Origin of the sequence: Clostridium sp. AF34-13 (genome assembly GCF_003477845.1) — a bacterium.
Lineage (GTDB): Bacteria > Bacillota > Clostridia > Lachnospirales > Lachnospiraceae > Butyribacter > Butyribacter intestini.
Genome location: NZ_QUEB01000002.1, coordinates 100,720 through 114,931, shown reverse-complemented (window position 1 = coordinate 114,931; position 14,212 = coordinate 100,720). Strand labels below are relative to the sequence as shown.

The following is a 14,212-nucleotide window of genomic DNA, read 5'->3' as shown; positions in this document are numbered from 1 at the left end:
TATGATAAGACATATAATCTTGTTATTGAAAATGATAGTGATCTGACGGAATTAAAAGATGAACAATTCTGTGGTTTCAAGCATATGGTCAGTATAACTATTTCAAAAAATGTGACGAAGATTGGAAAAGGGGTATTCGATAATTGTGAATTGCTTAAAAAAATAACGGTAGACCCTGAAAATAAATATTTTGACAGTAGGGATAATTGTAATGCCATAGTTGAAAAATCGACGGATTCTATTGTTGCAGGATGTGCAGGTACGGTTATTACAGACAGCATTAAGTATATTAAAGCCGGTGCATTTTTAGGAACTAAAGTTGAGAAGATGATAATTCCTGATAATGTAAAGGAGATTGGTGAGGAAGCATTTAGGGACTGCAACAGATTATACAAGGTGTCTATACCCGGCAGTACTATAATTGGAGAAAGTGCATTCTATTCATGTTCGGTGTTAAACGATGTTGAAATAAAAGAAGGAAATGCGGAAATAAAAGAAGGAGCATTTTGGGATTGTAATGCTTTGAAAAAAATTGTGCTGCCTAAAGGAAAAACAATTATAAGTGATTATATGTTTAGTGAGTGTACATCATTGCAGTCTGTTACATTTGATGATGATATAAAATCTATTGGTGAGGAAGCATTTTCATGTACGGCTTTTACGGAGTTTAATATTCCAGACACGGTAGAGAGTGTAGGCAAGATGTGTTTTCGGGAATGTGAAAAATTAAAGAAAGTGACTTTGTCAAAAGGGATAAAGTGCAATGGTGATAAAACTATTTTATCAGGTGTTTTTTCAGGTTGTATAAGTCTTGAGGAAATCACCATACCTCAAAACATAAATTATATTGGAGACGATATGTTTAGTGCCTGTGATAAATTGACAACTGTTAATATTGAGAATAAAAATACGGATATTGGCAGTAGAGCATTTGCAGGCTGTGTTAGTATAAAAGATTTTGAATTTTCTAAGGGCTCAATAGGAAAAGAAGCATTTTGGGATTGTACGGGATTTGAGAACATTGATATATCCAATACGACTGCATTAGAAGACCGGGCATTTATGAATTGCACAAATCTTAAAAATGTAACTGCATCGTCAAATTTGAAAAAAATAGGTGTGGAAGCATTTGAAGGTTGTGGTAAGATGCCTCAGTTCATTATTCCTGATGGTGTGACAAATATTGAAAGCAATGCGTTTGCCGATTGTGTTTCACTCAGGGAGATAGCGATACCTGCAAGCGTAACTAACATAGGTACAAGTATTTTATTTAATACAAAAAGTCTTGAAAAAATAACAGTAGATGAAAAAAATGAATGTTTTTATTGTGGTGAAGGTGTAAATGCCATTATAACTAAAAAAGAAATTAAAGGTGTTGTAGATGAAAACGAAGAGCATTATAACGAAGACCATGATGCTTATGTATTGATTGCAGCTTGTAAGAATACTGTTATTCCTGATACTGTTAAGAAAATAGATGATTTTGCATTTTATCAGATGACGGGATTATCAGAAATTAGTATTCCATCAGGAGTCACAAGAATAGGTGATGAAGCGTTTTATGGGTGCACATCATTAAAGAATATAAATATTCCTGATACAGTTTCTAAGATAGGAGTGAATGCATTTGCTGGTTGTAACGCCTTAGAGGAGATGACAGTAGATGAAGAAAATGAATATTATTATAGTGAAGAAGGCAGTAACGCAATAATTGCCAAAAAGGAAATAAAATTTGATAGTATTTATGATTTTGAGCAAATTGATAATGAACCACATGAACTTGTGTATGGTTGTAAGACTACTGTTATTCCGGCAAGTGTAACCAAAATTGGATATATGGCTTTTAATAACTTATCGACATTGACAAAAATTAATATTCCTGATGCTGTACAGGTAGATAAAAATTCTTTCTGGAATTGTGAAAATTTAACAAGTATTACTTGGAAAGGAACGGTATATAAATCAGTATCAGCGTTTTATAAAGCATACAATCCCGGTATGTATGATGACGATGATGTTGAGTAGGATTGTAAAACAAGCATAAGTAAAAAGTAAACCAAACAACGATAAAATCGGCATTTACAGTAGTTAAGTGCCGATTTTTTTGTCATATTTCCACAAAAAAATCAGAGGAAATAATGCATATTGCATAAGAAAACATAAAATTTATTATTATACAATTATATGTATTGCCTTAAAACCGATACAATATTTTTTGCAAAATGCACATATTAAAAAATTAAATTGTCTGATATGATTAAACCAGTTTAGAAAGTAACTTTAAATATTGCCTTTTTAAAATAAACAAAATATAATGAAAGGAAGAATAATGTATGGGGAAAATTGATATAGCAACAAAACAATATATGTCGCACAAAAACATAATAGCAGATGCTTTTAATTTCTATGTGTATGACGGAGTACAGATAATAAAGCCTGAAAAATTGCAAAAGATAGATACGGCAGAGTTTATGATGCCGTATGGAAATGATGCTAAAGCTGCCGTGCAGAAAATAAGAGATAATCTTATGATATGGGAAAGTGTCACAGACGGAAATGCGGTTTATGTTGTACTCGGCACGGAAAATCAGGACAAAATCCATTATGCAATGGCTGTTAAAAATATGCTTTATGATTCTTTACAGTATGCAAAGCAGGTGGAAGAAGCAAAGAGTTCATATCGTAATAAAAACAAAGGTGCCGCAATCAAATTGAGTTCGGAAGAATTTTTATCGGGATTTAGAAAAGAAGATAAATTAATGCCGGTGGTAACTCTGGTTATCTATTTTGGAGATAAAAGCTGGGATGGAGCAAAAAGTGTTCATGATATGTTTTGTGTAAACGATGAACAGATTTTAAAATATGTTCCTGATTATAAGATAAACCTGATAGAGCCGATAAAAGTTTCAGACAGCGAGTATGAAAAGTTTAAAACAGATTTAGGGTCGGTATTACAATTCATAAAACATCAATCGGATGACGATGGAAGATGGATTAAAGGAAAACGCAGGTTTCAAAATGTAGAAAAAGAAGCAGTAGAATTAATAAATATGATAACCGGTGCAAATATTACCGGCAATGAGAAAGACGAGGTGGTTGATGTGTGCAGAGCATGGGAAAATTCATTGAAAAATGCAAAAGATGAGGGACAGCGAGAAGGCAGGATTGCCGGGCAGATTGAAGGAAAAATTGAAGCATATATAGATTGTAATATGACGATACCAGAGATTGCAAAGAAAGTGTCGAAGCCGGAAGAATATGTAAGAGAAGTTGTAAAAAAGTTATCAGCAGTATCTCAATGAACAGATAATATATAAGGGTGGGCGTCAGAGATTATAATATGATATAAAAATTGAAAATAATTATACATTGATATTTTCACAGAAAAGGTAAGTTGCATATAGATTATAAAATGAATAAAAACGGAAAGTAATAGTACTTAATTTTAATAAAATTCCCGACAGCACGAATATAAAAGTTCGTACTATCGGGAGTTTTTATTTTATTATTTTGATGCAGTCAAGTGGATATTTGCAATCCATACTGATATTTTTTAGTAGTGTTTAATAATAGATTATCTCTTATTGCTCTGTCTCCAGATATGCATCTTTTCTGCTTCTGCGATAAGCTGATCCCTGAAATCAGGATGTGCAACTGAGATAAGAGCCTCAGCTCTCTGCCAAGAAGAAAGTCCCTTGAGGTTTACGATGCCGTACTCAGTTACAAAGTAATTGATGTTTGCACGCGTATCGGTAACGATAGAACCATTTGAAAGAGTAGGTTTGATTCTTGACTGAACAGTGCCGTCTTTGGTTGTGAAAGTAGAAGACATACAGATAAAGCTCTTTCCACCGTTTGAGAGGTAAGCACCGAGTACGAAGTCAAGCTGTCCGCCTGCACCGCTTATGTGTTTTGTTCCGGCACTCTCTGCATTTATCTGTCCGAATAAATCAATATCTACCGCATTGTTTATTGAAATAAAATTGTCAATAGAAGCGATAACTGACATATCGTTTGTGTAGTTTACAGGAGCACTCATGCACTCAGGATTTTCATCTAAGTAGTCGTAAAGTTTCTTTGTTCCTGAACCGAAAGCATATACCTGGCGCCCCTTGTCTCTTGACTTTTTAAGACCTGTTATCTTGCCGGCTTTTGCAATGTCAACAAATGCATCAACATACATTTCAGTATGTACACCGAGGTCTTTAAGGTCTGACTGTGCAATAAGTGAACCTACGGCATTTGGCATACCACCGATACCAAGCTGCAGGCAGGCACCGTCAGGAATTTCATCTACGATATATTTTGCAACAGCTTCATCAACTTCAGTTGTAGGAGCCGGAGCACCTGTCTCAAGAATTGCAGGATTGTCACCCTCGACTATCATGTCAACATTGCTGATGTGGATGCCGTTTTCAAATCCGCCGAGACAGCGAGGCATATTTTTATTAACTTCAACGATAATTATATCTGCAACTTCACAGCAGGCAGCCATATGTGATGCGTTTGGTCCGAAGTTAAAATATCCGTGTGCATCCATAGGAGCAGCCTGGAACATTGCTACACGAGGAGGGGTCTGACTGTTTCTGTAATATCCCGGAAGTTCAGAATATTTGATAGGAGAGTAGAAACAAAAGCCTTTTGCTACTGCTTTTCTCTCGATGCCGCTGCTATGCCAAGAGTTCCATGTAAAATGAGAAGCTGCATCTTCAAGTTTGAAGATTTCAGGCTCTTTCATAAGAATACCGCCGCGGATGTTGATGTCTGAAAGTTCAGGCATACGCTTTGCAAGTGCCTTGTCGAGTGCATCAACAGTGCCGGTGCACCATCCATAATCGATCCAGTCGCCGGATCTTATAACTTTGACTGCTTCATCAGCAGTAGTAAGTTTCTGCTTGTAAATTTCATTAAAATCCATAATCTTCCTCTTTTCTGTGCCACAAGATTGTAGTTGTCCTAATTGCATCATTAACATATGAAATGATTGTTATCTGCCATTATAGAAAGTATAGGCAGTAACCGTAGTCCGCATCGTGACACTGATGCGGGCATTATATTATGCAGGAATAGAAATAAGATTTGTTCCTTACACAAATTACAGTATAAATTAAATTGAGAAAAATTATACTGTAAAGTCTAAAATTTTGCCAACAATAGAATAACACTAATAAAAAAAATTATCAACAAATGAATTGAGGGACAGGCAGCCAGAATTGTAAGAAAATGTAATTAGGCTATAGTATAAAGTGTAACAGTTCGGTCATTCATTCCTTAGTTTCATAAACCTGCCAGCAAGCTGTCAGTCGCTGCTGCGCAGCTTATGTTTATTTCATTTGGAAAATGAAAGGCTATTCAGCTATAAAAAATAAATTAAAAATAAAGTACCTTGAAAAAACTTGCTTAATTTGTCGTTTTGTTATATGATTATCAATGATAGAACCGATTGTATGTGAGAGTTACATAATATGAAAATTGAGTGCATACTTGATTTTCTGATGTATAGGATATATGTGATAGTAGGTCGGTTTCTAAATAAAGCTGATATTGTATCAGTGAAAAACGGACAAGGAGGAACTTATTTTTATGGCAAAGAAAGTAGTTTTAGCAGGCGCTTGTCGTACTGCAATCGGAAAAATGGGTGGAGGATTAAGCACTACTCCGGCACCTGTATTAGGTTCAATCGTTATTAAGGAAGCTCTTAAAAGAGCAAATGTACCTGCAGATCAGGTAGATCATGTATATATGGGATGTGTTATCCAGGCAGGTTTAGGTCAGAATGTTGCACGTCAGGCTTCAATCAAAGCAGGACTTCCTGTTGAGACACCGGCTGTTACAGTAAATGTAGTTTGTGGTTCAGGTCTTAACTGTGTAAATATGGCAGCTCAGATGATTCAGGCAGGAGATGCTGACATCGTTGTTGCAGGTGGTATGGAAAATATGTCTATGGCACCTTATGCTATGATGCAGGGTCGTTTCGGATACCGCATGAACAACGGAAAACTTGTTGATACAATGGTAAACGATGCCCTTTGGGATGCATTCAATCAGTATCATATGATGATTACGGCAGAGAATGTTGCAGATCAGTGGGGACTTACTCGTGAAGAACTCGATGAGTTTGCAGCAAACAGCCAGCAGAAATGTGAAAAGGCTATCGCAGCAGGTGCATTTGATGACGAGATCGTTCCAGTTGAGATTAAGACAAGAAAAGGTGTTACAGTATTTGATAAAGATGAGGGACCACGTCCTGGAACAACTGCTGAGAGCCTTTCAAAACTTAAATGCTGTTCAGGAAAAGAAGGCGGCGTAGTTACAGCAGGTAACGCATCAGGAATCAATGATGGTGCTGCTGCAATCGTTGTTATGAGTGAGGAAAAAGCTAAAGAGCTCGGTGTTACACCAATGGCTACATTTGTTGCCGGAGCACTTGGCGGAGTTGATCCTTCAATCATGGGTGTTGGACCTGTTGCATCTACAAAGAAAGTTCTTGCAAAGACTGGTCTTACAATTGATGACTTTGATGTATATGAAGCAAACGAAGCTTTCGCTGCACAGTCAGTAGCAGTTGGAAAGGATCTTAACTTTGATCTTTCTAAACTTAATCCAAACGGTGGTGCTATTGCACTTGGACATCCGGTTGGAGCTTCAGGATGCCGTATCCTCGTTACACTTCTTCATGAGATGCAGAAGATGGATGCTAAGAGAGGTCTTGCAACACTTTGTATCGGTGGTGGAATGGGCTGCTCAACAGTTGTTGAGAGAGACTAATCCATTCGCCTGTACGGGTGTCACGGATGCCTAAAAAGCATTAAAAATAAATATTGCCGGATATCCTGAGTTTTCGGGATATTCGGATTAATATGTATCTTAAAAAGGAGAAAATATCATGGATTTTATTTTATATGAAGTAAAAGATGCAGTTGCAACTATTACTATCAATCGTCCAAAGGCATTAAATGCTTTAAACAGCCAGGTTCTTGATGAACTTGATGCAACACTTGATGCCATTGACCTTAATACAGTTAGAGCCGTTATCCTTACGGGAGCAGGCGACAAGTCTTTCGTTGCCGGTGCTGACATCGGAGAGATGAGCACACTTACAAAGGCTGAGGGCGAAGCATTCGGTAAAAAAGGAAATGATGTATTCCGCAAACTTGAGACATTACCAATTCCTGTTATTGCAGCAGTAAACGGTTTTGCACTCGGTGGAGGATGCGAGATTTCTATGAGCTGTGATATTCGTATCTGCTCAGAGAATGCAATGTTCGGACAGCCTGAGGTTGGTCTTGGAATTACACCTGGATTTGGTGGAACACAGAGACTTGCCAGAACAGTTGGTGTTGGTATGGCTAAACAGCTTATCTACACAGCAAGAAACATCAAGGCTGACGAAGCTTACAGAATCGGTCTTGTAAATGCAATATATCCTGCTGAGGAGCTTATCCCGGCAGCAGAGAAACTTGCAGCTACAATTGCGAAGAATGCACCTATTGCAGTCCGCAATTGTAAGAAGGCTATCAACGATGGTCTTCAGGTTGATATGGACAAGGCTATCGTTATCGAAGAAAAACTCTTTGGTGACTGCTTTGAGACAGAAGACCAGAAAGCAGGAATGGGAAACTTCCTTGCACCTAAGGATCAGAAAGTTAAGGTTGTTCCATTTAAGAACTGCTAATTTAAAGTATTAAAAAGAAACATGAATATGTAAGAATATGTTTGCGTTTCTGAAAAATGATTTTTAACCGGCTGCAAAGTGGTAGTGTCATATAGCAGCCGGAATATCTGACAAACAGATAAATATAATATTATGGAGGTTATATCATGAAAGTAGGCGTTATTGGTGCTGGTACTATGGGACAGGGCATTGCTAAGGCATTTGCTCAGACAGAAGGTTTTGAAGTAGCTCTTTGCGATATCAAGCAGGAGTGGGCTGAAGGCGGAAAAGAAAAAATCGCTAAAGGTTATGACAGACTTGTTCAGAAAGGAAAGAAGACTCAGGAAGAAGTTGATGCTATCCTTTCAAGAATCACACCGGGCTTAAAAGAGAACCTTTGTGCAGACTGTGATCTTATCGTAGAAGCTGCATTTGAAGATATGCAGGTTAAAAAGACTACATTTGCTGAGTTAGATAAGATTGCTAAACCAGAGTGCATTTTTGCATCAAACACATCAAGCCTTTCTATCACAGAGATCGGCAACGGACTTACACGTCCAATGGTTGGTATGCATTTCTTCAATCCTGCTGACCGTATGAAACTTATCGAAGTTATCGCTGGTGTAAATACACCTGCTGAGACTGTTGACTCTATCAAGAAGATTGCAGAGCAGATTGGAAAGACTCCTGTTCAGGTAAATGAAGCAGCAGGATTCGTAGTAAACCGTATCCTTATCCCAATGATCAACGAAGCAGCATTCATCAAGATGGAAGGTGTTTCTGATATCGCCGGAATCGATGCAGCTATGAAACTTGGTGCAAATCATCCAATGGGACCTTTAGAGTTAGGTGACTTCATCGGTCTTGATATCTGCCTTGCTATCATGGATGTTCTTTACAATGAGACTGGTGACAGCAAGTATCGTGCTTGCCCACTTCTCCGTAAGATGGTTCGTGGTGGAAATCTCGGTGTTAAGAGTGGAAAAGGTTTCTATGTATATAATGCTGATCGTACAAAGACAGCAGTTGATGCACAGTAATTGATTATATAAATTATGAAAGGTGGTAAAGAAAGGCATGGATTTTACATTAAGTAAAAAGCATGAGATGGCGAGACAGCTTTTCAAAGATTTCGCTGAAAATGAAGTTAAACCTGTTGCTCAGGAGACTGATGAGACAGAACATTTTCCAATGGAAACTGTTAAAAAAATGGCAAAGAGTGGTTTCATGGGTATTCCTATTCCAAAGGAGTACGGTGGACAGGGTTGTGATATTTTAACATATATTATGTGTGTAGAGGAACTCGCAAAAGTTTGTGGTACAACAAGCGTTATTGTTTCAGCTCATACATCACTTTGTGCAGATCCTATTCTTACTTATGGTACAGAAGATCAGAAAAAGAAATACCTTCCAAAGCTTGCAAGTGGAGAGTATATCGGAGCATTTGGTCTTACAGAGCCAGGTGCAGGTACAGATGCTCAGGGTGTTCAGACTAAAGCTGTACTTGACGGAGATGAGTGGGTACTTAATGGTTCTAAGTGCTTCATCACAAACGGTGAGGTTGCTGATGTTTATATCATTATTGCTTATACAGACATCATCGAAGGAAAGAAAGGCAGAAAGATTAAGAAATTCTCTGCATTCATCGTAGAAAAAGGAACACCTGGATTCACATTCGGAACAAAAGAGAAGAAGATGGGTATCCGTGGTTCTTCAACATATGAGCTTATTTTCCAGGATTGCCGTATTCCTAAGGATGCACTTTTAGGACCTCAGGGCAAAGGTTTCCCTATCGCTATGCACACTCTTGATGGTGGACGTATCGGTATCGCAGCTCAGGCACTTGGTCTTGCAGAAGGTGCACTTGACAGAACAATCGAGTACACAAAAGAGAGAAAACAGTTTGGCCGTACTATCGCACAGCAGCAGAATACTCAGTTCCAGCTTGCTGATATGGCTACAAAGGTTGAAGCTGCAAAGAATTTAGTTTACAGAGCAGCACTTAAGAAACAGGAATTTGCTGACGGTGCAAAGGTATCTTACTCAGTAGAAGCTGCTATGGCTAAACTTTGTGCAGCAGAAGTTGCAATGGAAGTTACAACAAAAGCAGTTCAGTTACATGGTGGTTATGGTTACATCAGAGAGTACGATGTTGAGCGTATGATGCGTGATGCTAAGATTACTGAGATCTATGAAGGAACAAGTGAAGTTCAGAGAATGGTTATCTCAGGTGCATTACTTAAATAATATCGTAAATAAAAACATAAACCAAAAAATAAGACAAGGAGTGACAAAGCTGTGAAAATAGTAGTATGTGTAAAACAGGTTCCAGATACTAAAGGCGGAGTTAAATTTAACCCGGACGGTACTTTGGATAGAGGTGCTATGCTTGCAATCATGAACCCTGACGACAAAGCAGGTTTGGAAGCAGCACTTAGAATAAAAGATGAATATGGTGCAGAGGTAACTGTACTTACAATGGGTCTTCCAAAAGCAGAGGAAGTACTTCGTGAAGCAATCGCAATGGGTGCAGACAAGGGTATCCTTGTAACTGACAGAGTTTTAGGTGGTGCTGATACTTGGGCAACATCTACAACAATTGCCGGTGCACTTAGAAATATTGATTATGATCTTATCATCACAGGTCGTCAGGCTATCGACGGTGATACAGCACAGGTTGGTCCTCAGATTTCTGAGCACCTTGACATCCCTGTAATCTCTTATGCTAAAGACATTAAGATCGAGGGAGACAGTGTTGTAGTAGAGCGTCAGTATGATGACAGATATCATGTATTAAAAGCTAAGATGCCTTGCTTAGTTACAGCTCTTTCAGAATTAAATGAGCCTCGTTATATGACTCCAGGCGGAATCTTTGATGCTTACGATGCTGAGATTACAGTATGGGGCAGAAAAGACCTTAAAGATGTTGATGATTCTAATATCGGTCTTGCAGGATCACCTACAAAGATCGCTAAAGCTTCTGACAAAGTTAGAAAGGGAGCAGGCGAGAAGGTTACTCCTGAAGATGCAGATCAGGCAGTTTCATACATCATGGACAAATTAAAAGAGAAACATGTAATCTAAAATTTATAAGGAAGTGGTGACTAAAATGGGTTTAGAAGAATATAAGGGTGTCTATGTCTTTGCACAGCAGGTAGACAACGAATTAAGCGGAATCGCTTTTGAATTGCTTGGAAAAGCAAAAGAACTTGCAAGTGACCTTGGTACAGATGTAACAGCCGTTCTTATCGGTTCTGATGTTAAAGGTCTTACAGATGAATTAGCAGAGTATGGTGCAGACAAGGTTATCGTTGTAGATGATCCTGAGTTAAAAGAGTACAGAACAGAGCCATATGCTCATGCATTATCTTCAGTAATCAACGAGTACAAGCCTGAAATCGTATTAGTTGGTGCAACAGCTATTGGTCGTGATTTAGGACCTCGTGTATCAGCTCGTGTTCAGACAGGTCTTACAGCAGACTGTACTGTACTTGAGATTGGTGATTTCCCAATCAATGCAATTCCTGGACAGGAAGATAAACAGAAGCACAATCAGCTTCTCATGACTCGTCCTGCATTCGGTGGTAACACTATCGCTACTATCGCTTGCCCTGACAATCGTCCACAGATGGCAACAGTTCGTCCTGGTGTTATGCAGAAAATCGAGCCTGTAAAGGGTGCAAAAGCAGAAGTTATCGAGTACAATCCTGGATTTACTCCAAATAACAAATATGTTGAGATCCTTGACATCGTTAAAGATCTTTCAGATACAGTTGATATCATGGATGCAAAAATCCTTGTATCAGGTGGTCGTGGAGTTGGAAGCAAAGAGAACTTTGCAATGCTTCAGGATCTCGCTGATGTAATCGGCGGAACAGTTAGCTGCTCACGTGCAGTAGTAGATAACGGATGGATGCCAAAAGAGTTACAGGTTGGACAGACAGGAAAGACAGTTCGTCCTAATGTTTACTTTGCAATCGGTATTTCAGGTGCTATCCAGCATACAGCAGGTATGGAAGAGTCAGACATCATCGTTGCAATCAACAAAGATGAGACAGCTCCTATCTTCGATGTAGCTGATTATGGTATAGTAGGCGACCTCAACAAGATCGTACCAAAGCTTACAGAAGCTTTAAAAGAGGTTGTAAAATAGACCGAGCTTGTTAAAGCGAGGGATGCTTCTTGACTGAAAGTCAAGAAGAGACAATTTATAATTATATTTTGGTAGTTCTTTAATTCATATATAAAGGCGGCATATCCGGTTTTGGGTATGCCGCCTTTTTAATTGTTGCATGATTTTTATATTTGAAAACTTATTTTTTATTCCATATCCGTTAGGTATAATGATATTTGTTGTAATAATGTCAAAAACTCAATAGAATTTGTTTATAATAAATTTAAAAAATTCTATTGAGATTTTTTATCTATTATAGTATAATATGTTAGGTTTGTGCGGAAAAAATATGGAAAATAATAACAAATTCAGTATATCTGCATTAGCTTAGTTTTTACAGTGAAAATGTTGTGGCTGAGATTTTTAGAAATTAATAATATACAGGGGAGTTATGTATATTATGTTTGTCAGACTGCAACTTAAAATAAATAGGTTACTATTGGTATTATACAAATATAATAGGAGGATTGCCATGCGTGGAATTGACACACAGACAAAGAAAATCAGGGAACAGGTATTTGAGGAAGTAGCACGTGCTGCTTACAGTACAGGAGATGTAAGCCACGAGTTGGAGGAAATACCATACAAGATAACACCATCAGATGTTCCGCTTTACCGTGAGAGCATTTGGAGAGAAAGAGCTATTGCATCAGAAAGAGTTCGTCTTGCAATGGGACTTTCACTCAGACCATTAGACAGACCGGTACATATAACAGAGGGATTTGCAGAGAGTAATATTTCTGAAAAATATTATGAGCCGCCTCTTATGCAGGTTATTCCATCGGCTTGTGATATGTGTGAGGACAACAAGATTGAAGTCAGCAATATGTGTCACGGTTGTGTAGCACATCCATGTATGGAAGTCTGTCCAAAAGAAGCTATCTCAATGGTTGACGGACACGCATTTGTAGATCAGGACAAATGTATCAAATGTGGCAAATGTATAGCTATATGCCCATACCATGCGATTATCAAGAAAATCAGACCTTGTGCCGAAGCTTGTGGAATTAATGCTATCGAGAGTGATGAGCATGGTCGAGCAAAGATAAATGATGAGAAGTGTGTATCATGTGGTCAGTGTATGGCGAGCTGTCCATTCGGAGCTATTGCTGATAAATCACAGATATTCCAGATGATCAGAGCTATCCAGCACGGTGATGAAGTTATCGCAGAGATTGCCCCGGCATTTGAGGGTCAGTTTGGAGCTGATGTTACACCTGCACAGGTTATAGCTGCATTAAAAGAATGTGGATTTAAGGATGTTCATGAGGTTGCTCTTGGAGCAGATATCGGTGCAGTATCAGAAGCACATCATTATGTAAAGGAAGTAGTAAATGGAGATCTTCCGTTTCTTCTTACATCATGCTGTCCTGCATGGTCAATGCTTGCTAAGAAGTATTTCCCTGATATTATCGACAGTGTATCTCAGGAGCTTACTCCTATGGTTGCAACTGCGAGAAGTATCAAGAAGAAATATCCAAACTCAAAGGTAGTATTTATAGGACCTTGTGCAGCTAAAAAGCTTGAGGCATCAAGAAGAACTGTGCGAAGTGATGTTGATTTTGTTATTACATTTGAAGAATTAAATGCAATATTTAAAGCAAAGAATATTGATTTTAGCAAATATGATAAGGGTCGTTCAATGCATGAAGCAACAGGAGCAGGGCGTGGATATGCTGTTGCAGGTGGAGTTATCAGTGCAATTGAGCAGTGTATCGAAGAATACTATCCTGGAACAGAAGTCCAGACGGAGCATTGTGAGGGTCTTGCAGAATGTAAGAAGATGCTTCTTCTTGCAAAAGCCGGAAAGAAAGACGGCTGCATGATCGAGGGAATGGGTTGCCCAGGCGGATGTGTAGCAGGTGTTGGAACTATTCTTCCAATCAACAAGGCTAAACTTGCCGTTGCTAAGACTGTTAAAGAGTCTACAACTAAGCTTCCGGCAAAAGATTTGCTTGAAATTGAATTACCTTAAGTATAACTTGAGAGTGACAGTTCAGCTATAAAGATAATAAGCAATACTTGAGCTTGCAGACAGATTTATGAATGTAATAAATGAAAGGCTGAATGCAGAATTAGCAAATATTCAAAGCAGATTGAGAATGTCTGATTTGAATGTTAAAAAGTTATTTAGTTTTTAATTAGGTGACATCATATTGAAATAATTAATACAGTCTGATAATATATATTGTATTGTCAGACTGTATTTTGTTATGCAATGGTTAAAATGCATTTTGCCCCGATATATTACAAATTATATATAGAAGATATAGTATATTTAAATTGTTTTATAGATTTTGTTTTTACAATATATTGCAATATAAAAACAGTCTGTTTTATACCTAAAATTTCAAATATGTAAAAATTATAGGATTGGAGAGTGT

General features: G+C 38.0%; 10 protein-coding genes. 9 read left to right on the top strand and 1 reads right to left on the bottom strand.

What is annotated here, in order from left to right; translation table 11 throughout:
* The first annotated feature begins 24 nt into the window (after positions 1-24).
* Together DWZ63_RS02350 and DWZ63_RS02345 are read left to right on the top strand one after the other, a co-directional pair.
* The gene (locus DWZ63_RS02350; protein WP_347474818.1) at positions 25-2,025 is read left to right on the top strand and encodes a leucine-rich repeat domain-containing protein; all 2,001 of its coding nucleotides are present in this window, start codon (positions 25-27) and stop codon (positions 2,023-2,025) included.
* 308 nt (positions 2,026-2,333) lie between these two features.
* Positions 2,334-3,302 carry an Rpn family recombination-promoting nuclease/putative transposase gene (locus DWZ63_RS02345; RefSeq protein ID WP_118498563.1) on the top strand — a complete coding sequence of 323 codons (969 nt, stop codon included), beginning with the start codon at positions 2,334-2,336 and terminating at the stop codon, positions 3,300-3,302.
* Positions 3,303-3,574: 272 nt separating this feature from the next.
* Here the strand turns inward: DWZ63_RS02345 and DWZ63_RS02340 are convergent, their stop codons facing one another.
* Entirely contained in the window at positions 3,575-4,918 is a 1,344-nt protein-coding gene (locus DWZ63_RS02340; protein WP_022014972.1) for a butyryl-CoA:acetate CoA-transferase, read from the bottom strand.
* 665 nt (positions 4,919-5,583) lie between these two features.
* On the opposite strand from DWZ63_RS02340, the gene DWZ63_RS02335 reads away from it, so the two are divergent.
* From DWZ63_RS02335 to DWZ63_RS02305, 7 genes are all read left to right on the top strand, one after another.
* Entirely contained in the window at positions 5,584-6,768 is a 1,185-nt protein-coding gene (locus tag DWZ63_RS02335) for an acetyl-CoA C-acetyltransferase (RefSeq protein WP_055942412.1), read from the top strand.
* 118 nt (positions 6,769-6,886) lie between these two features.
* Positions 6,887-7,675, top strand: coding sequence for an enoyl-CoA hydratase-related protein (locus tag DWZ63_RS02330; RefSeq protein WP_022014974.1), 789 nt, complete (start codon positions 6,887-6,889; stop codon positions 7,673-7,675).
* Positions 7,676-7,821: 146 nt separating this feature from the next.
* Positions 7,822-8,694 carry a 3-hydroxyacyl-CoA dehydrogenase NAD-binding domain-containing protein gene (locus tag DWZ63_RS02325; protein ID WP_022014975.1) on the top strand — a complete coding sequence of 291 codons (873 nt, stop codon included), beginning with the start codon at positions 7,822-7,824 and terminating at the stop codon, positions 8,692-8,694.
* Positions 8,695-8,731: 37 nt separating this feature from the next.
* Positions 8,732-9,901 (top strand): acyl-CoA dehydrogenase, encoded by a 1,170-nt coding sequence (locus tag DWZ63_RS02320; RefSeq protein WP_055942406.1) that lies wholly within the window; start codon positions 8,732-8,734, stop codon positions 9,899-9,901.
* Positions 9,902-9,952: 51 nt separating this feature from the next.
* Positions 9,953-10,738, top strand: coding sequence for an electron transfer flavoprotein subunit beta/FixA family protein (locus DWZ63_RS02315; RefSeq protein ID WP_055942404.1), 786 nt, complete (start codon positions 9,953-9,955; stop codon positions 10,736-10,738).
* A 25-nt stretch (positions 10,739-10,763) separates the two neighbouring features.
* Entirely contained in the window at positions 10,764-11,807 is a 1,044-nt protein-coding gene (locus DWZ63_RS02310) for an electron transfer flavoprotein subunit alpha/FixB family protein (protein WP_022014978.1), read from the top strand.
* A gap of 493 nt (positions 11,808-12,300) precedes the next feature.
* Positions 12,301-13,803, top strand: a complete 1,503-nt coding sequence (locus DWZ63_RS02305; RefSeq protein ID WP_055942400.1) for a 4Fe-4S dicluster domain-containing protein — start codon at positions 12,301-12,303, stop codon at positions 13,801-13,803.
* Positions 13,804-14,212 lie beyond the last annotated feature (409 nt).